General features: G+C 60.1%; 16 protein-coding genes. 3 read left to right on the top strand and 13 right to left on the bottom strand.

The window, feature by feature from the left end:
* Positions 1-299: 299 nt before the first annotated feature.
* Entirely contained in the window at positions 300-1,190 is an 891-nt protein-coding gene (locus tag ACP3RB_RS03400) for a fumarylacetoacetate hydrolase family protein (RefSeq protein WP_311452229.1), read from the bottom strand.
* 144 nt (positions 1,191-1,334) lie between these two features.
* Positions 1,335-2,033, bottom strand: a complete 699-nt coding sequence (locus ACP3RB_RS03395; RefSeq protein ID WP_426699441.1) for a lipoate--protein ligase family protein — start codon at positions 2,031-2,033, stop codon at positions 1,335-1,337.
* Positions 2,034-2,321: 288 nt separating this feature from the next.
* Here ACP3RB_RS03395 and ACP3RB_RS03390 point away from each other — a divergent pair, with 288 nt between their 5' ends.
* Both ACP3RB_RS03390 and ACP3RB_RS03385 read left to right on the top strand, forming a co-directional pair.
* Positions 2,322-3,803 carry an anion permease gene (locus ACP3RB_RS03390; RefSeq protein WP_426699440.1) on the top strand — a complete coding sequence of 494 codons (1,482 nt, stop codon included), beginning with the start codon at positions 2,322-2,324 and terminating at the stop codon, positions 3,801-3,803.
* A 248-nt stretch (positions 3,804-4,051) separates the two neighbouring features.
* Entirely contained in the window at positions 4,052-5,533 is a 1,482-nt protein-coding gene (locus tag ACP3RB_RS03385; RefSeq protein WP_426699439.1) for a glycoside hydrolase family 1 protein, read from the top strand.
* A 120-nt stretch (positions 5,534-5,653) separates the two neighbouring features.
* Here the strand turns inward: ACP3RB_RS03385 and ACP3RB_RS03380 are convergent, their stop codons facing one another.
* The 10 genes from ACP3RB_RS03380 to ACP3RB_RS03335 all read right to left on the bottom strand — a co-directional run bounded on the left by ACP3RB_RS03380 (position 5,654) and on the right by ACP3RB_RS03335 (position 21,173).
* Positions 5,654-6,808, bottom strand: coding sequence for a GNAT family N-acetyltransferase (locus tag ACP3RB_RS03380; RefSeq protein ID WP_426699438.1), 1,155 nt, complete (start codon positions 6,806-6,808; stop codon positions 5,654-5,656).
* Between the two features lie 28 nt (positions 6,809-6,836).
* Positions 6,837-9,725 carry an excinuclease ABC subunit UvrA gene (gene uvrA, locus ACP3RB_RS03375; RefSeq protein ID WP_426699437.1) on the bottom strand — a complete coding sequence of 963 codons (2,889 nt, stop codon included), beginning with the start codon at positions 9,723-9,725 and terminating at the stop codon, positions 6,837-6,839.
* Between the two features lie 126 nt (positions 9,726-9,851).
* A complete protein-coding gene (locus ACP3RB_RS03370) occupies positions 9,852-10,625 on the bottom strand; it encodes an MBL fold metallo-hydrolase (protein ID WP_311452225.1) in 774 nt (257 codons plus the stop codon).
* Between the two features lie 1,241 nt (positions 10,626-11,866).
* Entirely contained in the window at positions 11,867-13,579 is a 1,713-nt protein-coding gene (locus ACP3RB_RS03365) for a formate--tetrahydrofolate ligase (protein WP_424826358.1), read from the bottom strand.
* A 258-nt stretch (positions 13,580-13,837) separates the two neighbouring features.
* A complete protein-coding gene (locus ACP3RB_RS03360; RefSeq protein WP_426699436.1) occupies positions 13,838-14,881 on the bottom strand; it encodes a zinc-dependent alcohol dehydrogenase family protein in 1,044 nt (347 codons plus the stop codon).
* A 282-nt stretch (positions 14,882-15,163) separates the two neighbouring features.
* A complete protein-coding gene (nrdF, locus tag ACP3RB_RS03355; protein ID WP_311449702.1) occupies positions 15,164-16,141 on the bottom strand; it encodes a class 1b ribonucleoside-diphosphate reductase subunit beta in 978 nt (325 codons plus the stop codon).
* 147 nt (positions 16,142-16,288) lie between these two features.
* Positions 16,289-18,469, bottom strand: coding sequence for a class 1b ribonucleoside-diphosphate reductase subunit alpha (nrdE, locus tag ACP3RB_RS03350; protein WP_311446110.1), 2,181 nt, complete (start codon positions 18,467-18,469; stop codon positions 16,289-16,291).
* On the bottom strand, positions 18,442-18,969 hold the full coding sequence (nrdI, locus tag ACP3RB_RS03345; RefSeq protein WP_308561555.1) for a class Ib ribonucleoside-diphosphate reductase assembly flavoprotein NrdI: 528 nt from the start codon (positions 18,967-18,969) through the stop codon (positions 18,442-18,444). The genes nrdE and nrdI overlap by 28 nt, the downstream gene beginning before the upstream one ends.
* Positions 18,970-19,043: 74 nt before the next feature.
* Positions 19,044-19,268 carry a glutaredoxin-like protein NrdH gene (gene nrdH, locus ACP3RB_RS03340; protein WP_426699435.1) on the bottom strand — a complete coding sequence of 75 codons (225 nt, stop codon included), beginning with the start codon at positions 19,266-19,268 and terminating at the stop codon, positions 19,044-19,046.
* A gap of 795 nt (positions 19,269-20,063) precedes the next feature.
* Positions 20,064-21,173 (bottom strand): App1 family protein, encoded by a 1,110-nt coding sequence (locus ACP3RB_RS03335; RefSeq protein WP_311474030.1) that lies wholly within the window; start codon positions 21,171-21,173, stop codon positions 20,064-20,066.
* Positions 21,174-21,352: 179 nt separating this feature from the next.
* Here ACP3RB_RS03335 and ACP3RB_RS03330 point away from each other — a divergent pair, with 179 nt between their 5' ends.
* Entirely contained in the window at positions 21,353-22,465 is a 1,113-nt protein-coding gene (locus ACP3RB_RS03330; protein ID WP_426699434.1) for a polysaccharide deacetylase family protein, read from the top strand.
* Positions 22,466-22,587: 122 nt separating this feature from the next.
* Here the strand turns inward: ACP3RB_RS03330 and ACP3RB_RS03325 are convergent, their stop codons facing one another.
* The gene (locus ACP3RB_RS03325) at positions 22,588-23,574 is read right to left on the bottom strand and encodes a helix-turn-helix domain-containing protein (RefSeq protein ID WP_426699433.1); all 987 of its coding nucleotides are present in this window, start codon (positions 23,572-23,574) and stop codon (positions 22,588-22,590) included.
* Positions 23,575-23,578 lie beyond the last annotated feature (4 nt).

Genomic DNA, 23,578 nt, shown 5'->3' with positions numbered 1-23,578 from the left:
TGTGTTTGGCAGCGTGTAACCATGCATGCGCCACACTCCCCCGTACAGGACGCTCTTCGCCGTACATTCCAAGAATTCCAAGCCACCCACCGGGAGCTTTAAAAAGGTATAGAAACACCCCGCATGTGCCTCAAAAACACATGCGGGGTGCATAAGTATTCATTTATGGGTGCCTTCTAGTGCACCCAATAGCAGGCACCGCAGACGCCTCAGTGGGTTCACGTGGGTTCAATTGCGGTTGCTCACAGAAATATCCGGTAGCTACGGGGCTACCCGATAACTACGGAGCTACCGGATAGCTACAGGGCGCCCGCCTCCGAGCAGACATTCACCAGCTCGCCAATGCCCTCAATGCGGGTGCGCACCGTCTGACCCGGCTTCAACCACTGACGCGGATGCAGCGACAAGCCAACCCCCGCCGGGGTACCCGTCGCCACCAGGTCGCCCGGCTCCAGGGTCATAAACCGCGAAATATAGGACAGCAGCTGCGCCGGGGTGAACACCATATCCGCCGTCGTGCCGTGCTGACGCACCACGCCGTCCACCTCACACACCAGCTCCAGGCCGGCAACCGGGTCAACCTCATCGGGGCTCACAATCACCGGACCGAACGGGGTCATCGCATCCCAGTTCTTGCCCTGGAACCACTCCGAGGAACGGCCCTGCCAGTCACGCACCGACACATCGTTCATGACCGTGTACCCCATCAGAGCCTCGAGTGCCTGCTCCTCCGTGGCGTTACGCAGGCGAGCGCCCACGACCAGGCACAGCTCAACCTCCCAGTCGATTTTCGTGCTGCCGGTGCCGTCATCGGCGGGCATGCGGATCTGCTCGCCGGGACCAATCAGAGCGTTCGGGAACTTCGCGAACAGCGCCGGATGCTCGGGTACTTCAAGGTTCATTTCTGCGGCGTGGTCGCGGTAGTTCAAGCCCGCGCACACAATCTTGCCGGGCTTATCCAGCGGGCGAATGAACGGCAGGGAGTTCCATAGTTCCTCGCCGTGACCCATGACGGTCGCGCCGTTCTCCTTCAGGATTGCTACGGCGTTTTTCGGGTCGCCAAAGTTCAGGCGGAACCGGCTGTAGAAATTCAGTAGCGGGCTGAGCTTCGCCGGAAGCTCATACACGGTCTCTTCGAAGAAGCAGACTGCGCGGCTGCCCTTCGAGTCTTTAATCTGTGCCCAACGCATGGATGCTCCTTCGCTTCAGGTGGGGGTAGTTCGGGGCGGGTTAGGGGTAAAAGTCTATGGGTAAAGTCAGGGATAAAGATGAGCGAAATCAGTCCGGTGAATCAGCCCGGCCAATCGCTCGGTGCGTCACTTCGGCGAATCGTTTCAGCGAAAGCCGTTTTGGGCGTACACCTCAACGATGGCGTCTTCCAGGTCTTCCATGAGCAGGGCGGGGTTCGCATCCTGCGCCGCGCCAACCGTGGCGGGGTCCAGGTCCATGCCGAGGGCACGGTACACATCCGCAGTAACCGCCCGCAGGGGTGCAGAATCAGAGACCACGATGCCGGTGCTGAACCACCAGCCGCCGGTCACCACACGCTGGGCGGTGCCGACCAGTTTAATGCGGCCACCACCTGCGGAGGCGGGAAGCTGCGCGTGCACCGAATACTCGCCGGGGCAGTACTCCCCCGGGATCTCGCCCATGCGCGCGTCCACGCCGACTTCGCGTAGCGCCTGCGCGTACATGGAACCAAACAGTTCATAGCGTAGGGTGTTGCCGCTTCGCGCGTCGGAGGCGGGCTGAAAATGGTCCACGACCAGGCACCCCTGATGGTAGGCGGCGGCGTGCCCTCCAACCTTGCGTACCAGCACCTCGAAACCGTGCTCGGCGCACGCCGCGGAGGCGTCCGCGAATCCGGGGTTTAGTTCGTCGCGGCGGCCGAAAGCGACCGTCGGGTTCGGCTGATACATGCGTAGGGTGGCTTCACGCTGCCCGCTTGCCACCTCACGGAGCATCTGCACCGTCTGGTCGTGGTGAATGAGGATATCGCCGGACTCGGGGCCGGTCTCTCGAATAATCTGCACGTTCCTATTTTACGGTTACGCCCGTCACTTACGATGCGCGGTCGGCGGGCGTCTCAAGGGCAGCTCAGAGGTGACTGCCCAGCGGTCGATACGCCCGGTCATATTCACATTTTTTATGCCGATTTTCTTCACTCGGTGAACCCAAACCACTACGATTAAAAGACTACGTGGCATCCCACACATTGCCACAAGTACACAACACAGCATGACAACGCAGAAGAAACGCGCACACCGTGACGGCCCACCCGCCACGGACCACACTGTACGTTTCACATAAGGAGTACGGACATGACACAGTCCACCAACACAGCGGTAGCCGCCGCCCCCAGCCAGGGGGCGAACGCAGCCCGCAAACAGCGAAACAAGCTGATCCTGCACGTTGCCATCATCCTCGTAGCGACCCTCGCCATCTGGTTCATTCCTGCCCCCGAAGGCGTCGACCCGCGCGGCATGCACATGCTCGCCATCTTCGTCGGCACCATCCTCGGCCTGATCCTGCAGCCGCTGCCCACCCCGTCCGTGGCGCTCGTCGGCCTGGGTGCCGCAATGATTACCGGCACCATGGCGGCAAAGAGTGAGGCGCTGACCGGCTTCGGTAACTCCTCCATCTGGATTATTGTTGCCGCGTTCTTCATCGCCGACGGCTTCCTCATCACCGGCCTGGGCAAGCGCATCGCGCTGCTGTTCGTGCGTGCGCTCGGCAAGTCCTCCCTCGGCCTGTCCTACGGTATGGCAATCACCGACCTGGTTCTCGCCCCCGCCACCCCCTCCAACACGGCACGTGCCGGTGGCGTGATTTACCCGATTATCCGTTCCCTCTCCGAGGTCAACGGCTCCACCAACGAGACCCCCGAATCGCGCCGTAAGCTCGGTTCCTACCTGCTCATGACGGAGGCGCAGGTCAACACCATCACCTCCGCAATGTTCCTGACCGCAATGGCGGGTAACCCGCTGGCGCAGAAGTTCGCGCACGACCGCGGCATCAACCTCGACTGGGGTACCTGGGCGCTCGCCGCTATCGTCCCCGGTCTTGCCGCACTGATCGTGATGCCGTGGATCATGTCGAAGATTTACCCGCCGACCATCAAGAAGACCCCGGACGCCCCCGAGCACGCCCGCCAGGAACTGCACGAAATGGGCCCGATGAGCTCCAAGGAATGGATCATGCTCGGCACCTTCGCACTGCTGCTGGTCCTGTGGATTACCGGTACCTCCCTGGGTATTGACGCCACCAGCGCCGCATTCTTCGGCATCGCGATTTTGCTGGTCACCAAGGTCCTGACCTGGAAGGACATGGCGAAGAACTCCAGCGCATGGTCCACCCTCATCTTCTTCGCCGTGCTCGTCGGCATGGCGGACCACCTGAAGAAGCTCAAGGTCGTCGACTGGATCGGTCAGCAGGCGGCGCACAGCGTCAGCGGCATGGCGTGGCCTATGGCATTCGCAATCCTGGTTCTGGCGTACTTCTTCATCCACTACATGTTCGCTTCGAACACCGCGCAGGTTGTGGCGCTGTACGCCGTGTTCCTCGGTGCGGCGGTAGCTGCCGGTGTTCCGCCGATGTTCGCGGCGCTGTTCCTCGGCTTCATGGGCAACCTGATTGGCGGCATCACCCACTACGCCTCCGGTCCGGCGGGCGTGTACTACGGTTCCGGCTACTTCAGCGTGGGCGAATGGTTCAAGATCGGCTTCATGGCAGCTATCGTGAACCTCGTCGTCTGGGGCGTAGTCGGTACCGCGTGGCTGTTCGCGCTCGGCTTCGCCAACTAGTATCGCAGACCCCGCGGCAGCTTAGCAGCTTACCCCGACGTAAAAGCTTAGCAGCTTAGCTCGGCATAAAAGCGCTGTATAAAAGCACTGCAAAAGCCGGTATTCTCACGTGAATTTTCGTGTGAGAACACCGGGCTTTTACGCGCCCGTTGAGTCCCAAAACTGAACCCCAAAACAGCGCAAACCTAGTAATCCCCCACCCCCTCCGCTAGGGTAGAAGAAAGACCCAAAACACCTTGGAGGATGCCGTGCATCAGGACCAGCACATCACCGCCCAAACCGCCGCGCTGCCCAACACCAACCCGGCGCTGACCGAGCCGCAGCCGCTCGGCGCGTTCCCCGCAGGGTTCCTCTTCGGAGGCGCCACCGCCGCCAACCAGTTCGAAGGCGCCTGGAATGAAGACGGCAAGGGCCCCAGCCTGCAGGATGTGCTACCCGCCGGCGGCCTGTACCCGCGCACCGCCGAACCCACCGAGGACAACCTCAAGCTGGAAGGCGTCGACTTCTACCACCGCTACCGCGAAGACATCGCCCTGCTCGCGGAGATGGGCTTCAAGGTCTTCCGCTTCTCCATCGCCTGGTCGCGTATCTTCCCCCGCGGCGACGAAGAAACCCCGAACGAGGCGGGCCTCGCCTTCTACGACCGCGTGCTGGACGAGCTCGAAAAGCACGGCATGGAACCGCTCATCACCCTCAGCCACTACGAAACGCCGCTGCACCTGGTCGAGCAGTACAACGGCTGGACCAGCCGCGAACTCATCGGCTTCTACGAACGCTACGCCCGCACCGTGTTCGCCCGCTACGGCAAGCGTGTGAAGTACTGGCTGACCTTCAACGAAATCAACTCGATGCTGCACCTGCCGTTCATGTCCGGCGGCATCAACACCCCGGCGGACCAGCTCAGCGACGCCGACCTGTACCAGGCGATGCACCACGAGCTGGTCGCCTCCGCACGCGCCACCGCCGCGGCACGCGAACTGGCACCCGGCGCACAGATCGGCTGCATGATTCTAGCCATGCCCACCTACCCGCTCACCCCCGACCCCGCCGACGTACTCGCCGCCATGCAGGCGGAACAGGCGAACTTCGCGTTCGGTGACGTGCACGTGCGCGGCGCATACCCCGGCTACTTCCTGCGTGCCCTGCGTGAGAAGGGCGTGGAGCTGAACATCACCGAGCAGGACCGCGAGGACCTGAAAAACACCGTGGATTTCGTGTCGTTCAGCTACTACATGTCCACCTGCGCGACCGGCGACCCGGCACGAGGCGAGCGCGGCGAAGGCAATATCCTCGGCGGCGTGGCGAACCCGACCCTGCCCGCCAGCGAATGGGGTTGGCAGATTGACCCGACCGGTCTGCGTGTGGTTCTCAACCAGTATTGGGACCGCTGGCAGAAGCCGCTATTCATCGTGGAGAACGGTCTGGGTGCCCGCGACGAACTGGTCGAGGTGAACGGTGAGCTCACTGTGGAAGACGACTACCGCATCGACTACCTGCGCCAGCACCTGCACGCCGTGCGTGAGGCGATTGAGGACGGCGTGAACGTGCTCGGCTACACCACCTGGGGTTGCATCGACATGATTAGCGCCTCCACCGCGCAGATGTCCAAGCGCTACGGGTTCATCTACGTGGACCGCAACGACGACGGCACCGGCACCCTGGCGCGCTACCGCAAGAAGTCCTTCCACTGGTACCGCGAGGTGATTGCCAGCAACGGCGCGAAGCTGTAGAAGCTAAGGTTTTAGACGCTGAACACTGAGAAGCCAGCAGGCGAAACTCACCGCGAGCAAAACTCAACAGTAAAAAGCCCCCAAGACTTCACATCTTGGGGGCTTTTTCATATATAACACCTAGTCCATGGGTAGGTCGTTCAGGCTGGTAGAGACGTACTCCCACCAGGTCGGCACCAACCCGGCATTCATCGCCACCCTCTGCGACAGCATGTGCGAGGGGCTCGTACCGTAGAACGGCAGGTACCCTTCCGCCAGGGTCAGGCGTGCCGCATCACGCACCAGCACGCTGGCGATGCCGGCACCGCGCCAGGCGGGCAGCACATCAATACCGATTTGGCGCATAATCGGCGAATCGTCGCTCATACCAACCATAGCGATAGGGTCTGCGAGCGCCGGGTCGCTCTCCCCCGCCGCGGCCACTTCAGAGGCTTTAGATGCGTTCTCCTCCACCGGGTAGGCGGCAAGCACCAGCACATCCGGGCGGGTCACGCTAAAGCCCAGCGCGTTCGAGTAGCGCTTATCCCCGCGGAAGCGCTCAAACTGCTCAGCGTCCAGCAGCTCCACGCGCAGGCGGGTTACGCGCGCCTCCGTGTCTTCCGGGTCAACCTCAATCGCACCCGCGGAGGCGTTTGCCTCCCTGCGGATGGTGCGCTCGCCGGTGATTTCGGCAAGCAGCGCAGCCTTCAGCTCGGCGGGGTCAACGCGGCGCATCATGCCCACACCGGGCACGGCGCACTTGACCTCCTGCGCCTGCACGCCCTCGGGTACGACCGAGTTCAGCAGGGCGCGGTCGGGCGTGTAGTAGATGCTCGTGCCGCTGACCTGCTGGGTGTAGGGGGTGAGCAGTTCGTTGAGCTGGCGCAGCTGCGCGTAGTCACCCAGCCAGTTCGACTGGTCGCCGAGCATGTAGTCGACGGCCTTCTCCAGCACGCGCGGATGCTTGGCACAGAGAATGCCGATGCTCGCGTAGTTGGCGACGCGCAGCTCCCAGATGTCGTCGTTGCGGCGGCGTGCGGCGCCCATCTTCTCGGAGGGCGGCTGCACGGTGGCGAGTAGCGGCAGGCTCTCGGCTTCCGGGTAGTCGCGTAGCTCTTCGAGGGCGCGGCTAATCGAGCCGGGTGCCTGGCAGAAGTCCGCCTCCAGCTGGGTGTGCAGGATGTGCCGGGCACGGTCCGCGGTGGTCACAGCGCCCCGGTTCACAGGGCCTCGGTTCACAGCGTCGCGGATTGCCTGAGCTCCCCGGGCAGGTCCGGTTGCTTGAGTATCAGTCACGTAGATTTCCTTTAGTTCAAGTTCTCAACTAGTTCAGGATCTCAGCGAGGAATGCGCCGGTGTGCGAGCCCTTCACCTGAGCCACCTGTTCCGGGGTGCCCTCGGCGATGACGGTGCCGCCGCCGCTACCGCCTTCGGGGCCCATGTCGATAATCCAGTCGGCGCACTTGACCACGTCCAGGTTGTGCTCGATCGTGATGACGCTATTGCCCTTGTCAACCAGCGATTGCAACACGGCAAGCAGCTTACGGATGTCTTCAAAGTGCAGGCCGGTGGTCGGCTCGTCCAGCACATAGATGGAGCGGCCGTTGGAGCGCTTCTGCAGTTCGGTTGCGAGCTTCACGCGCTGCGCCTCACCGCCGGAGAGAGTGGTTGCGGGCTGACCCAGGCGAATGTAACCCAGGCCCACGTCCACGAGGGTGTTCAGGTGGCGCGCAATCGGGGTGAATGCGGCGAAGAACTCTGCGGCTTCTTCCACGGGCATTTCAAGTACGTCGGCAATGGTCTTGCCCTTGTAGTGCACTTCGAGGGTTTCGCGGTTGTAGCGCTTGCCGTGGCAGGTTTCGCAGGGTACGTACACGTCCGGCAGGAAGTTCATTTCAATCTTCAGGGTGCCGTCGCCGGAACAGTCCTCGCAGCGGCCGCCCTTGACGTTGAAGGAGAATCGACCCGGGGTGTAGCCGCGCATTTTCGCTTCGCTGGTCTCTGCGAACAGCTTGCGGATGTGGTCAAACACGCCAGTGTAGGTGGCGGGGTTCGAGCGCGGGGTGCGGCCGATGGGCGACTGGTCCACGTGAATGACCTTGTCCAGGTGTTCCAGGCCGTCGATACTCTTGTGGCGGCCGGGCACCTGCTTGGCGCCGTTGAGCTTGTTCGCCAGTGAGGTATACAGAATGTCGTTGACGAGGGTGGACTTACCCGAGCCGGACACACCGGTCACCGCCGTGAACACGCCCAGCGGGAAGGACACGGTCACGTTCTTGAGGTTGTTTTCGCGGGCGCCGCGCACGGTCAGCTGACGCTTCTTGTCCACGGGGCGGCGGGATGCGGGCACCTCAATGCTGCGGCGGCCAGCCATGTAGTCGCCGGTAATGGACTTGGTGTTCTTCAGCAGCTCCTCAAAGCTGCCGGAGTGCACGATTTCGCCGCCGTGCTCGCCGGCGCCGGGTCCTACGTCCACGATCCAGTCGGCTTCGCGCATGGTGTCTTCGTCGTGCTCAACCACAATGAGGGTGTTGCCCATATCGCGCAGCTTGGTCAGGGTTTCGATGAGGCGGCGGTTATCGCGCTGGTGCAGGCCGATGGAGGGCTCGTCGAGCACGTAGAGCACGCCGACCAGACCGGAACCAATCTGGGTGGCCAGGCGGATGCGCTGCGCCTCACCGCCGGAGAGCGTACCGGCGGAGCGTGAGAGGGTCAGATAGTCCAGGCCCACGTCCAGCAGGAATTGCAGGCGCGCATCAATTTCCTTGAGGACCTGCTCACCAATCTTGGCTTCGCGGGCGGTCAGTTGCAGGCCGCGCACAAAGCTAAGTGCGTCAGCCAGGGACAGGTCGGTAATGTCTGCGATGGACTTGCCGCCGACCTTCACGCCGAGGATGGTCGGGTTCAGGCGCGCGCCGCCGCAGGAGGGGCAGGCGACCTGGCGCATGTACTGTTCGTAGCGGTCACGGGCGAAGTCCGATTCGGTTTCTTCGTGCTTGCGCTTGATGTACGCCTTCACGCCTTCGAATCCGGAGGTGTAGCGGCGTTCGCGGCCGAATCGGTTGCGGTAGGAGACCTCAACCTTGTAGTCCTTGCCGTCCAGAATGGCGGCGCGGGTCTTGGCGGGCAGGTCCTTGAAGGGGGTGTTCAGGTCGAAGCCGAGCTCCTCACCCAGACCGGCGAGCAGGCGCAGCCAGTATTCGGTGGTTGCTTTGCCCTGCGACCAGGGAGCGATAGCACCCTCGCCGAGGGTCAGGTCGGGGTTGGGCACGAGCAGTTCGGTGTCTACTTCCAGGCGCGAGCCGATGCCGTCACAGGCGCTACACGCGCCGAACGGCGAGTTGAAGGAGAAGGCACGCGGCTCGATGGTGTCGATCTGCAGCGGGTGGTTGTTGGGGCAGGCGAGGTTTTCGCTGAAGGAGCGGGTGCGTTCGGGGTCGTCCTGCTCGCGGTCCACGAAGTCGATGAGCACGCGGCCGTCGGCGAGTTTGAGCGCGGTTTCGATGGAGTCGGTGAGGCGCTGGTGAATACCGTCCTTAATGACGATACGGTCGACGACCACCTCTATGGTGTGCTTGTACTGCTTGGCGAGCTTGGGCGGGTCGGAGAGCTGCACGGTTTCGCCGTCCACGCGGGCACGCGAGTAGCCCTGGGTCAGCAGGTCCTTGAAGAGGTCCACAAACTCGCCCTTACGTGCGCTGACGACGGGCGCGAGGATCTGCAGGCGGGTGCGTTCGGGGTATTCCTGCAGAATGTCCACGATCTGCTGCGGGGTCTGCTGGGTGATTTCTTCGCCACATTCGGGGCAGTGCGGGTGACCAACTCGTGCCCAGAGCAGACGCATGTAGTCGTAGATTTCGGTGATGGTACCGACGGTTGAGCGCGGGTTTTTGGAGGTGGACTTCTGGTCGATAGACACCGCCGGGGAGAGACCCTCGATGAAGTCTACGTCGGGCTTATCGACCTGTCCGAGGAACATACGCGCGTAGGAGGACAGCGACTCAACGTAGCGGCGCTGACCTTCCGCGAAGATGGTGTCGAAGGCGAGGGAGGACTTACCGGAGCCGGAAAGGCCGGTGAAGACTACCATCGCATCACGCGGAATGGTGAGGTCTACGTTCTTGAGGTTGTTTTCGCGGGCACCCTGAACCCGGATGCTGGTCAGATCGTTCGCTTTGAGTGCGGTGCTACCGTGTGCCGGGCGGGGTGTCATCGAAAATCCTTTCGTCTTATCTTCGAACTTAAATTCTACACCCTCACGCCTTTCACCAGCGGGATTATGCGGCAGGTGAAGGCATGAGGGTGCAGTACTTATATGAGGTGGACTGTCAGGCGCGGTTTACCAGCCGCGGGTTCCCCAGTCTTCCAGGTGGGGGCGCTCATCGCCGAGGGTGGTGGAGCGGCCGTGGCCGGGCAGCACGATAGCGTCGTCCTCGAAGCCGCCGAAGAGCTTTTCGAGCACGTTGGAGAAGAGCTCACCGAACTGCTGCGGGGAGTCGGTCTTACCCACGCCGCCGGGGAAGAGAGTGTCGCCGGTGAACAACAGGGTTGCGGGAGTGCCGTCTTCCCAGGTGGTTTCGAGGGTGTAGACGATGGATCCGGGGGTGTGGCCGGGCACGTGCAGGGCGCGGATGACGGTATCAGAGAGGTAGAAGTCGAAGCTTTCGCCGCCGGTCAGCTCTTCTTCGACGGTGTAGTCTTCCTGTTCCTTAATGTCAGCCACATCAGCTGCACCCGCGGAGGTGACAGCACCGGTGAGGCGGTCAAGCTCCTTAATAGCGCGGATGTGGTCCCAGTGACCGTGGGTGACCAGGATGCCGGTCAGACCAATTGCGCGGGGCCTAATAGAGTTGAAGTCCTCTTCTCGCTCCATAACGCGCACGCGGCGCTCTTCACCGTCTACCAGCTCGAGCTGCGGGCAGTCACTCAGGAGCGCATCGAGAGTGAAGGCGTAGAGTTCTTCTGCATCGTCCGCGGGATCGATAAGCACCTGCTCACCGGTGGCGCGCATGGTGATGAGGTAGACGCTGTTGTCCATCTCAGAGACGCTGAACGCACGGACAGTCAGTTCGGGGTTCTCAAAGATGAGGGTGGGTTCGGGGTAAGTAGTCATAGTTCCAGTGTAGGGGCTCCCATGATGCGGCAGGCACCCATATAGAGCACTTCCCTATGAGCGCATTCCGAGCGCATTCGGCGTTGAATGTGCGGGATGCATATGGAACAGGTTCTGGAGGCCCTCGGTCCAAGCTCTAGCCAAGGTCCCGTCTATCTGAGGCTCCATGAAATTCAAGCAGCGAAATTCAAAAGTTAAACAGAGAAGCGACTGCGCATCGATACGCAGTCGCTTCTCATGACACCCAGGGGTATCTATCACTCACTCAAACACAAGCAACCCGAGGACTTTGGAAATCTCACGATTACTTGATGACTCAATAGTAGCGAACTTTTTGGGGGCTGTTTTGCCGCTCAATTTGGTACGGAGAGCCCGTTTTAGTGACCCGCGCCTCAATGTAATCATTCTGTAATAAAAATAGCTATTTTTTAGGGTATACATACGTACCAATTTCATTTTTTTCGAGTTTTAGTGTGACTTATTTCACCCAAAATAATTTTAGATTTTCCCTCATTTGGCACTTCAGTGCATCTTTAACCTGAGCTTCATGCTCAGTAATTTTGAAGACTCAGTACCCGGTTTTATCCCGGTATTCCGCGGAAGTAGAGGGTTAAGGTCAAACTATCTTCAAGCTTTTGCAACTTCATGGAATGGAAAAAATGCACCACGCACTGTTCAAAACATGTACGGATATACACTCGAGGGAAAAATCAATTGGTCTGTTTGGGCCCATTGGGTACCCCCTAAAGTAGAGCTTTTATAACAAAACGATAACAGCAGTCCCGCCTTCAGGTTCACTGAGTACACCCATTGAAACCCCTGTTAAAAAATAAAACACCTAGTCAATACCATATTTTCACAAAATGCAAGACAGTGTGTCACTAAAAAATCAACTTCTACAGATTGTTTAATAAAAACTGACTTTCAAGCATAAATAGAGCCCAATTATTAACCAGCACATACCAATCCCACCCTCCGGAGGGGCACTCGGGAAGCCTTCAAGGAAAGGGTGAAAGACCCCTCCACTAGGGGTTCCACTATCCTTCACTCCCCCGCCATTCAGCACCGTTCAGCACCCAAAACCCCAATGCTCAGCCTTTTCACTGGCAATCACACCGGCATTCACCCCATCTGCCGCCCGGCACCTGCCACCACTGGAGCACAGCAAAGCGGCGCCCCTCCCCCGGCTGTGGGAAAGGAGCGCCGCCTCCACTAGCTATAGATCAGCCGGAATAGTCGCCTTAGGACAGGCCGACCATCACGCCGTTCTCGTCGAAGCCAATGCGCTCAGCTGCGGGGCTCTTGCTCAGACCCGGCATGGTGCGCATGGTGCCGCAGATAGCGTAGACGTAGCCAGCACCTGCAGCCAGGCGAACCTCGCGCACGGGCAGGATCCAGCCGGTCGGTGCGCCCTTCAAAGTTGCATCCGAAGAGATAGACAGGTGGGTCTTCGCAATAACCACGGGCAGGTGCGAGTAGCCCAGCTCAGCGAAACGCTTCAGCTGCTTAGCGGCAGCGGGAGCAATGGAGATGCCGTCCGCACCGTAGACCTTGGTGGCGACCTTCTCGATCTTGGTCTCGATGGAGTCCTCAAGATCGTAGGTGTACTTCAGATCCGAAACGTCGTCACATGCCTCAGCAACCACGTCTGCCAGGTCGGTGGTGCCCTTACCACCCTCAGCCACACCGCGGTGAATAGCGACGCGAGCGCCAGCCTCCTCAGCGATACGGCGGATGGTCTCGTGCTCGGACTCGAAGTCGGTCGGGAACGCGTTGATTGCCACGACCGGCTGAACACCGAAGTTGCGCACGATCTCGATGTGCTTCTTCAGGTTCTCTGCGCCCTTCTCCACGTCGGAGGGGCTTTCCTGCAGCATGCCTTCGGGCAGGGGCTTGCCCGGAACGATCTTGTACAGGCCGGAGTGGGACTTCAAGGAGCGCACGGTGACGACGAGCACTGCAGCGTCGGGCTTCAGGCCGGAGACGCGGCACTTGACGTTGAAGAAACGCTCCGCACCCATGTCGGCACCGAAGCCAGCCTCGGTAATCACGTAGTCGGAGTACTCCAGGCCAACGTAGTCGGCGACCACGGAGGAGTTACCGGTTGCGATGTTGCCGAAGGGGCCCGCGTGAATCAGTGCGGGGGTGTGCTCCAGGGTCTGCAGCAGGTTCGGGTTGATTGCGTCTGCCAGGATGACGGACATTGCACCGTCAGCCTTCAGGTCGGCTGCGGTGACGGGCTCGCCGTCGTAGTTCAGGCCGATCACAATCTTTGCCAGGCGCTCACGCAGGTCCTTGAAGGAGGTTGCCAGCGAGAGAATCACCATGATTTCGGAGGCGCTGGTGATGTCGAAACCGGTCTCGCGAACCACGCCGTCCATGCGTTCGCCCAGACCCACGACGATGTTGCGCAGGGAGCGGTCGTTCATGTCGATAACGCGGCGCCACTCGATTGCGCGCGGGTCGATGCGCAACTCGTTACCGTGGTGCAGGTGGTTGTCGATCATTGCGGCAAGCAGGTTGTGTGCTGCGGTGACGGCGTGGAAGTCGCCGGTCAGGTGCAGGTTCAGCTTCTCCATGGGAACGATCTGGGAGTAGCCGCCGCCCGCTGCGCCGCCCTTAATGCCGAAGGTCGGGCCCATTGCGGGCTGACGCAGAGCCAGGATTGCCTTGCGGCCGGTCTGTGCGAAGCCCTGTGCGAGCGAGACGGAGGTTGCGGTCTTACCTTCACCGAGCGGGGTGGGGGTGACTGCGGTAACCACGATGTACTTGGAGCCGCGCTTGCGGGCGGTCTCTGCGTTGGTGGTTTCGTCGAGGAGGACCTTAGCCACGTACTTACCGTAGGGTTCAAGGCGATCTTCGCTGATGCCGTTGTCCGCTGCAATCTTGTTAATGGGCCAAAGATCGGCGGCAAGTGCGATTTCGAGGTCGGAAGGGAAAGGCTTCTTCGTCATTATCATCCTTCGAGTTGTACGAATCATGCTCTTTCATTCTATGCCTTAGCTCACGCATTTGTCCCCCACCTCGCCGGAAGGTGGCAAATAAACCCGATTTTTAATGCACTAATCCCCGCAACCGGTACCCTACGCTCACGTGGAACGAACAGGGTCGGTGCGGGGATCAGTAGCGCATACACGCCGGTTTGCCGGTACAGTGCCGGTACAGAAGGCACAAGAACCGGCGATACAGCCAACCGGCGATACGACCGGCTATTACGGCATGGTCAGCAGAACCTTGGTGGCGGTACGCTGGTCCATTGCCTCGTAACCCTTAGCTGCCTCGTCGATGGGCAGAACCAGGTCGAATACCTTGCCGGGCTCAATTTCGCCCTTGTAAATCAGATCAATGAGGGTCGGCAGGTACTTGCGCACGGGGGCGGGGCCGCCCTCCAGGTGAACCTGCTTGCCGAAGAGCTTATCGGTGCCGATGGAGCTGTCGTGCGGCACACCCACGAAGCCGATGTAGCCGCCGTGGCGTACGCAGCCGAGCGCCTGGTCGAAGGACTGCTGGGTGCCAACAGCCTCCGCAACGCCGTGTGCGCCCACGCTGTCGGTGAGCTCCATGACCTTGGCGATGCCCTCTTCGCCGCGCTCTTCCACGATGTGGGTTGCGCCGAATGCCTTAGCGAGCGCCTGACGTTCGGGGTTGCGGGACATGATGATGATCTTCTCCGCGCCGAGCTGCTTAGCGCCGATGACTGCGCTCAGGCCGACTGCGCCGTCGCCAACAACGACGATGGTCTTGCCGGGGCCTGCCTGCGCTGCGTCTGCTGCGTACCAGCCGGTGCCGAGCACGTCGGATGCCGCCATCAGGTGCGGGATCTGCTCTGCGGTGGGTGCTGCGGGGGTCTTGACGAGGGTGCCGTCTGCGAAGGGTACGCGGGCGTATTCTGCCTGGGTGCCGTTGGAGCGTGCGCCGATGAAGGCGTCGCCTGCTGCGATTGCCTTGAGGCAACGGGAGGGGTAGCCTGCGGTGCAGGTTTCGCACTCGCCGCAGGAGATGCAGAAGGAGCCTACGACGAAGTCGCCGGGGGCTACGGTGGTGACCTCGGAGCCTACTTCGACGACTTCGCCGATGTATTCGTGGCCCATTGCTCGGTGCTCAACGGGCTGTGCGCCGCGGTAGGGCCACAGGTCGGAGCCGCAGATGCAGGATGCTGCGAGCTTGATGATGGCGTCGGTGGGTTCGAGGAGGGTCGGCTTGTCGACTTCGTTGACGACGACCTTGCCGGGGGCTTCCATGACAACTGAACGCATGGGTGTTCCTTTCGGGGTTGTGGGGTAGTAGTCCAACAGTACGCCCCGTACCCCGATATATCAATAATTTTTTATGCTACAGGGTGAAGGTAAAAACTCCGGCAGTTGGAACCGTCGGAACCGGCAAAACCGCTCCCGTTCCCCTGCTTCTCCGTGTCTTCTCCGGCCCTTCTCCCCTGCTTCCGCAGCCCGGTTAAACGACGGAACCCCCGCGCATCCACAGTGGACACGCGGGGGTTCCGCACGGTTTATCTCAGCCTTATATCTCAGGGCGAGTGGGGTTTAGAAGTCCCAGTCCTCGTCCTCGGTGTTCACAGCCTTACCGATAACGTAGGAAGAGCCGGAACCGGAGAAGAAGTCGTGGTTCTCATCAGCGTTCGGGGACAGTGCCGACAGAATCGCCGGGGACACGTTAGTCACGGTCGCCGGGAACATCGGCTCGTAGCCCAGGTTCATCAGAGCCTTGTTAGCGTTGTAGTGCAGGAACTTCTTCACGTCCTCACTCCAACCCACACCGTCATACAGGGAGTGGGTGTACGCCACCTCGTTCTCGTACAGTTCGTACAGCAGGTTGAAGGTGTACTCCTTCAGCTCTGCCTGACGCTCCGCGGATTCCTTCGCCAGGCCGCGCTGGAACTTGTAGCCAATGTAGTAGCCGTGCACTGCCTCGTCACGAATAATCAGACGAATCAGGTCAGCGGTGTTGGTCAGCTTCGCGTGCGAAGACCAGTACATGGGCAGGTAGAAGCCCGAGTAGAACAGGAAGGACTCCAGCAGAGTGGAGGCAACCTTCTTCTTCAGCGGGTCGTCACCGATGTAGTAGGACAGAACGATCTTCGCCTTCTTCTGCAGGTGCTCGTTCTCAGAAGCCCAGCGGAACGCCTCGTCAATCTCCTTGGTGGAGGCGAGGGTCGAGAAGATCGAGGAGTACGACTTTGCGTGCACGGACTCCATGAACGCAATGTTGGTGTACACGGCCTCTTCGTGCGCGGTCACAGCGTCCGGCAGCAGGGACACGGCGCCGACGGTACCCTGGATGGTGTCCAGCAGGGTCAGACCGGTGAAGACGCGCATGGTCAGCTGCTTCTCTTCCTCGGTCAGGGTCTTCCAGGAGGGCACGTCGTTGCTCAGCGGCACCTTTTCCGGCAGCCAGAAGTTACCGGTCAGACGATCCCAAACCTCAAGGTCCTTCTCGTCCTCAATACGGTTCCAGTTGATAGCCTCGATCACGTGGTCGACGAGCTTCACCTTTTCGCTCATTAGTAATTCTCCGATTCTTAAGGGGCGGTTACGGTCCCACGCGCGCCCAACCGGTCGCGCAGGCGGTTTGCGTGTTCACCGTAACCGCCCCTTCCAGTCTTTAGTTATAGTGTGCCAGCTCAGGCTGAATGCGTCACAGCATTCGGGCTAGAGCATGCAGGATACGCAGCCTTCAACCTCGGTACCCTCAAGAGCCATCTGACGCAGACGGATGTAGTAGATAGTCTTGATACCCTTACGCCATGCGTAAATCTGGGCGCGGTTGATATCGCGGGTGGTTGCGGTATCGCGGAAGAAGAGGGTCAGCGACAGGCCCTGGTCCACGTGCTGGGTTGCCACAGCGTAGGTGTCGATGATCTTCTCGTAACCAATTTCGTAGGAGTCCTGGTAGTACTCCAGGTTGTCGTTGGTCATGTACGGCGCCGGGTAGTAGACGCGGCCGAGCTTGCCTTCCTTGCGGATCTCAATCTTCGAAGCGATCGGGTGAATCGAAGAGGTCGAACCGTTGATGTAGGAGATGGAGCCGGTCGGCGGAACAGCCTGCAGGTTCTGGTTGTACATGCCGTACTGTGCCACGTCAGCAGCCAGCTGAATCCACTCTTCACGGGTGGGGATGTGGTGCTTAGCGAACAGTTCGCGGGTACGCTCGGTCTGCGGTTCCCATTCCTTCTCAATGTACTTGGCGAAGAACTCACCGGATGCGTACTTCGAGTTCTCGAAGCCCTCGAAACGCTGGCCGCGTTCCTTAGCGATCTGCATGGAGGCGCGGATTGCGTGGTAGGCGACGGTGTAGAAGTACATGTTGGTGAAGTCCAGCGCTTCTTCGGAACCGTAGTAGACGTGCTCGCGTGCCAGGTAGCCGTGCAGGTTCATCTGGCCCAGACCCACGGCGTGGCTCATGTTGTTGCCGCGCTCGATGGAGGGTACGGAGCGGATGTCGGACTGGTCGGAGACGGAGGTCAGCGAACGAATCGCGGTTTCCACGGTCTTGCCGAAGTCGTCGCCGTCCATGGTCAGTGCAATGTTCAGCGAACCGAGGTTGCAGGAGATGTCCTTACCGACGGTCTCGTAGCCGAGGTCAGCGTGGTAGGTGGACGGCTCAGAGACCTGCAGGATCTCGGAGCACAGGTTGGACATGATGACCTTACCGGCGATGGGGTTCGCGCGGTTGACGGTGTCTTCGAACATCACGTACGGGTAGCCGGACTCGAACTGGATCTCTGCGATGGTCTGGAAGAACTCACGCGCGTTGATCTTGGTCTTGGTGATGCGTGCATCGTCGACCATCTCGTAGTACTTCTCGGAGACGTTAATGTCGGAGAAGGGGACGCCGTAGATGCGTTCCACATCGTACGGGGAGAAGAGGTACATGTCCTCGTTCTTCTTCGCCAGCTCGAAGGTGATGTCGGGGATGACAACGCCCAGGGAGAGGGTCTTGATGCGGATCTTCTCGTCAGCGTTCTCACGCTTGGTGTCCAGGAAGGCGTAGATGTCGGGGTGGTGTGCATGCAGGTACACGGCACCGGCACCCTGACGTGCGCCGAGCTGGTTTGCGTAGGAGAAGGCGTCTTCCAGCAGCTTCATGACGGGGATAACGCCCGAGGACTGGTTCTCAATCTTCTTAATGGGCGCACCGGATTCGCGCAGGTTGGTCAGGGCGAATGCCACGCCGCCGCCGCGCTTGGAGAGCTGCAGTGCAGAGTTGATGGAGCGGCCGATGGACTCCATGTTGTCTTCCATGCGCAGCAGGAAGCAGGAGACGAGCTCGCCGCGCTGCTTCTTACCTGCGTTGAGGAAGGTCGGGGTTGCCGGCTGGAAACGGCCGGAGATGATCTCGTCCACGATGTCTTCGGCGAGCTTCTCGTTGCCTTCTGCCAGGAGCAGTGCGACCATGCAGACGCGGTCTTCAAAACGCTCCAGGTAGCGCTGACCGTCGAAGGTCTTGAGCGCGTAGGAGGTGTAGAACTTGAAGGCACCCAGGAAGGTCGGGAAGCGGAACTTCACGGCGTAGGCGCGCTTGAACAGGTTCTTAATGAACTGGAAGTTGTACTTGTCGAAGAGTTCCGGCTCGTAGTACTGGTTCTCGATCAGGTACTCGATCTTCTCTTCCAGGTCGTGGAAGAAGACAGTGTTGTTGTTGACGTGCTGCAGGAAGTACTGACGTGCAGCCTGGCGGTCTGCATCGAACTGAATCTGGCCGTTCTCATCGTAGAGGTTCAGCAGTGCGTTCAGTTCGTGGTAGCTCATACCCTTGAACTTCTCGGGCACGCTCTTGCCGCTGTGGCTCGCACCGAGAGTTTCTAGTGCTGAGGGCAGTTTTGCGTCCAAAATGCTTCCAATCCTTCGTTGACTTTTTCTACATCTGAATCGGTGCCCATGAGCTCAAACTTGAAGAGCACGGGCACATCGCACTTCTTGGCGACAATGTCTGCCGCGATACCGAAGAGCGGACCAAAGTTGGTGTTGCCGGAGCCAATCACACCGATCATGTGGTTGCGATTTTGCTCCACGTTCAGGAATTTAACCACCTGCGGGGGAACGTTACCGGCGCCTTCAGGCTTGCCGTAGGTGGGGACGACGAGCACGAACGGCTCATCAAGAATGAGGGTGTCTTCGCCGGTGCGCAGCGGCAGGCGGAGGCGGCGGGCACGGATCTTCTCCACGAACTTGTGGGTGTTACCGGAGATGGAGGAGAAGTACACGATGAGCGGCGCGGTGTCGTCCAGGACCTCGGTCGCTCGACCCTCGGAGGCGTTGCGTGCATCCATAAGAATCTTGCGGATTTCTGCGTGCTCGTCGACGGGGTTGGGCGTGAGGGCGGTACTCAACGTGTACTCCTTATTCTCGTGTGCCGGTGTGAGTTCCGTGCCGATTCCCGTTTGTGCGGGTTTCGGCTGGATTGTTACGCTGCCAGAGCGTTGATCTTGTCGGGCTGGAAGCCGGACCAGTGCTCGTCGCCTGCGATGACGACGGGTGCCTGCATGTAGCCGAGGGACTTGACCATTTCGAGGGCCTGAGCGTCTTCGGTGATATCAACCTTGATGTAGCTGATACCCTTCGCGTCGAGGGCGCGGTAGGTCATGTTGCACTGGACGCACTGCGGCTTGGTGTACACGGTCACTACCATGGGAATGCCTCTTACTTTCTCCCGCTCAGGCGGGGTTATCTCGTGAATGAATCTGGCGTGTTTCGTCTGTGGTTCACCACGTGGTGTTGACGGTGAGCGCGGTGCCGTCCGCTACCCCTCCTAGTGGGGTGTGGCGGTTTCCTGCGCGGGGGCAGGGCGCTCAAAAGTGCCGTAGTGGTGGAACCGAGTATTAATACTACATCTAGTGTCGAGATTTTTCTGCACCACAAGATGATGTGGTGTGAGGGGCGTGTTTCGTTCGATAAACCCACAGCTGAACCCACTTAAGATGGGGTGTCTACAGCTTATCCACACCCTGCCGCGGGGCTAGTTCGTTGGATTTTCGCGGGGTGCGCCGGGTTATCCACAGGTGGGGTTTAAGTTGGTCAGGATTTTTAAGGGTTCATTCGCCCGCCAAGTTGAGGTTCAGTTAACCTCATGTATGCTTTCGGGGGCATAAAACCCGGCAGATTCGGGCTTGATTTTAAAGAGATCTTAACTCTCACGCGTTCTTGCGCGGAACGGCGCGGTTTTAAAGCAGAACGGACTTTCTTAATGGCGAGGGTTAACCCCCTTCGAGCGGCTTTAAGCTGTGTGATTAAAGCTGTAGAAAAGATTTTTAACTCTTTTTGATGAGCCGGTGTGTCGTGGGTTTAAGTTGGTTAATTCCGCTGAAACAGCAAAACCCACCGCATATACCGGTATTTCGCGGTATTTGCGGTGGGTTTACTGGGTATCGGCACTGGTTTTAGCAACCGGTGAGGCACCGGTGAGGCGCAGGAGAAACACAACCGGCTAGAAATCGATCAGGCCCAGCTCGCGCAGCTTCTTGCTGAGCGTTACGCCATCGGTGGCTTCAATCCACAGCGGCGAGCGCATCATCTGTTCGGCGCGGTAGTCGCTCCACACGCGGCCGGAGGCGAGCATGGTCTCCCCCACGGTCAGGTTGCGGATGACGATTGCCGCCACGTTGTCCGGGTAGCGTACCGCGAAGCCGTTGTAGATGTACGGGTCGCGCTGCCCGTCGTCGCCGACGAGGATCCACTTCATCTGCGGGAATTCCTCGGCGAGGCGGCGCAGGGACTCGACCTTGTGGTTGGTGCCGGAGCGGAACCAGCGGTCGGGGGTGGGGCCCCAGTCGGTCAGCAGGAACGTGCCGCGCGGGTAGCCGTTGCGGCTGAGGAAGCGGCGCAGGGTCGGGGTGATGTTCCAGGCGCCGGTGGACAGGTACATGAACGGCGCATCCGGGTGGCTGCGGCGGATACGGTCGGTCATGACCGCCATGCCGGGGGTGGGGATGCGTGCGTGCTCGTCGAGAATGAAGGAGTTCCAGGCGGCAACCAGGGGGCGCGGTAGCATGGTGACCATGACGGTGTCGTCGACGTCCATGATGACGCCGAGCTTCTGGCTTTCGGGAACGATGTAGACGCTGGTTGCTACGGCGCGGGAGCCGGGCACGTACATGATGACTTCATGGATACCGGGTTCCAGGTCGATGCTAAGTTTGACGTCGAGCACGCCGCCGCGGTCGGTGTACGCTTCATACTTGGTGCCGTCGATGACGATGGTGACGGGCGCATCGGACATTGCGGTGGCGGTGAAGGAGCGCCAGCCGCGCATGGGGTTGGCGGTGTCTTGGGTACCTTCTACAACCTGCAGCAGGCGTTCGAGGGTGACCGTTTTGTAGAGTGCACGGGCGATAACGCGGACCCAGCCGGGGTTGCCGTCGGAGGCGGCGCGTCCGTAGCCTTCGGTGGGCACGAGGATAGGCTCGCGACCGGCGGCGATGGCGCGCTTTTCGCGCCACCTGTGCAGCCGGTCAGCAACGCGGTAGCCGATGTTGACTGCCTCGTCGGCAGCATCGTTCACAAGGTTGCGCAATTCGTGAGTGCCCAGATTCTCCATCCCACTAGTTTAGCGGAGCGTTACCGGCTTGCGGCTTCTTGATTTTTGTGTTCTTATACCTAGTTTTTATACCTATTAATACTGTGGTGCTGAGCGCGCGGTGTGATGTGCGCATTATTTAGGGGTGTATTCGCCGTTCAGATTCGTTCCTTGCAGGTGGGGGCGTTATCCTGGAGAGTATGACCCACTCACAGCCTAACCGCCGACTTTTTGTGCTCGGCACCGCTATGCTTCCGCTGATTGCTGCCTGCTCGAAGAAGTCGAATGACTACGACGGCACCAGCGGTAATTTCACTCCGTATCAGGCTGGCGGCGAGACTACTGCTGCTACTCGCCCCGCACCTACGAATTCGCCGACCGTTGCCGCTGCTGGCAACCCGGTTGATAAGCCGCGCGAATGGCCCGGTATCGGCAACTCTCTTATTGGTGAGGGTAAGTATGTTGCGTGGACTGTTGATGACGGCGCGAGCCCGGAGGCGATTCGCGGTTACGCTGAGTTCTCGAAGCGTACGAATACTCGCCTGACGTTCTTCATTAACGCTTCTTACACCGGTTTTAAGGAGCATGTGTCGTTGCTGCGTCCGCTGGTTCAGAGCGGTCAGATTCAGGTTGCGAACCACACCTACAGCCACGCCGACCTGACTACCCTGGACGCTGAGGGCGTGAAGGAAGAGCTGCAGCGTAACGAAGACGAGATTATGAGCATGTTCGGTGTCTCGTCGAAGCCGTACTTCCGCCCACCTTACGGTCGCTATAACGATGCGGTGCTGAAGGCAGCCGGCGAGATTGGTTTTACCCGCCCGGTCATGTGGAACGGTACTACCGGTGATGAGGCGAAGACGAGCCCCCGCGTGATTTACACGCGCTGCATCCGCTACATGCTGCCGCAGCAGATTGTGCTGGGTCACCTGAACTACGAGACGATCATCCCGATCCTGGATAAGGTGAAGGGCCTGCTCGATGACCGCGGCCTGACTGCGGTGACGATTCGTGACTACTACGGTGACGCATCCGAGGAAGAAATTAAGGCGGCGGCTCCTTCGCCGACCCCCACCCCGGAGGAGCACACCCCGTCACCTGAGGCGACCACCGAGGCCCCTACCCCGGAGCCTACTACTGAGGCTCCGACTCAGGCACCGACCACTCGCTATGAGGATGAGGCAGCGGCTAGCCAGCAGGCTACTACGGCTCCGGCGGCAACGACTGCTCCGCCTGCTCGTGCGACGGCGGCTCCGGCGGCTACGACCGCGCCGGCTACTACGACGAGCGCTTCGGCGACTGCCCGCCGCTAGTCGTTTCGGCTAAAGCTCTAGATACAGTAAAAGCCCCCTCGCACCGGAAAACCCGGTTCGAGGGGGCCTTGCGTTCTCACAATGCGTTCATTCGTATGGTGTCCGCACCTTGATGCGTGGGTCTACGCGTGACGGTGTTCGGCACGGTATGCGGCGGGCGTGGTACCTGTCCAGAGGGTGAAGGCGCGCACGAAGCTATTAGCTTCAAGGTAGCCGAGCATGAACGCGATAGAGTCCATGCTCATATCCGTGGTGGATAGGTACTGCTTGGCAAGGAGCAGACGCACATGGTTGAGCTGCTTACGGAAGGTGGTGCCTTCCTCAGAGAGCTGCCGCTGCAGGGTTCGGGTGCTGGTGACGAGCTTGCGGGCTACGTCCTCGATGGTGCTCTCCCCCGCCGGGAGGAGTTCCACCAGGGCGGCACGCACTCGAGCTGAGGTGCTGTCCTCCACGTCCAGTTGCGAGAGCCTGCGTGAGAGCTCCGGCTCAAAGTAGGACCACATGCTCTCATTGTGGGAGATGAAGGGAATCTGCAGATCCGAGAGTTTGAAGGTGATGGCGTTGACTCCGGTCACTTCTACCGGCACACCGAGCAGTTTCTCGAGGGAGGAGCTGACCGGGTAGACGCTTTCTACGCGAAGGGGCTGTATCTGCTCTTTGGTTGCTGAGCGGATAATGTGCAGGATAAAAGCGTGTTCGACTTCTGCCAGGAATGCGGGGATCTGGATTCCGGGTTCATCTGCCTCAATGTAGAGGGTGCTTTCCTGCCCCAGGGTTTCGAGGCGGTAACGAATCGGCCCGATGAGGGGCTTATGCTGAGCTAACCGTTCGATGCACCGCTGACCGTTTTGAGCGCAGTACGCCGCGAATATGGGCGGGCTGAAACGCTCAACACCGTCAGATGTTGCCAGGCGGATCGCTAAGTCCTCGGAGGGCGCCAACTGCCCTACTGCTTCCATGAGAGCTAGATAGTCGGAGCCGGACAGGGCGGGTGTTGAACGGCTGAAGAGGTCTTCTGCCAGGCCCGCTTTGCGGAGCACTTCACCGGGATCAATGTCGAAGGCGGTGAAGAGCTGTGAGAACTGGGCATCCAGTATGTAGGTTTTCATAGGG

The organism is Rothia mucilaginosa, from assembly GCF_049990865.1.
GTDB classification, from domain to species: Bacteria; Actinomycetota; Actinomycetes; order Actinomycetales; family Micrococcaceae; genus Rothia; species Rothia mucilaginosa_I.
Note: the sequence above shows the minus strand (reverse complement) of the source record. Positions and strands in the feature narration are given on the sequence as shown.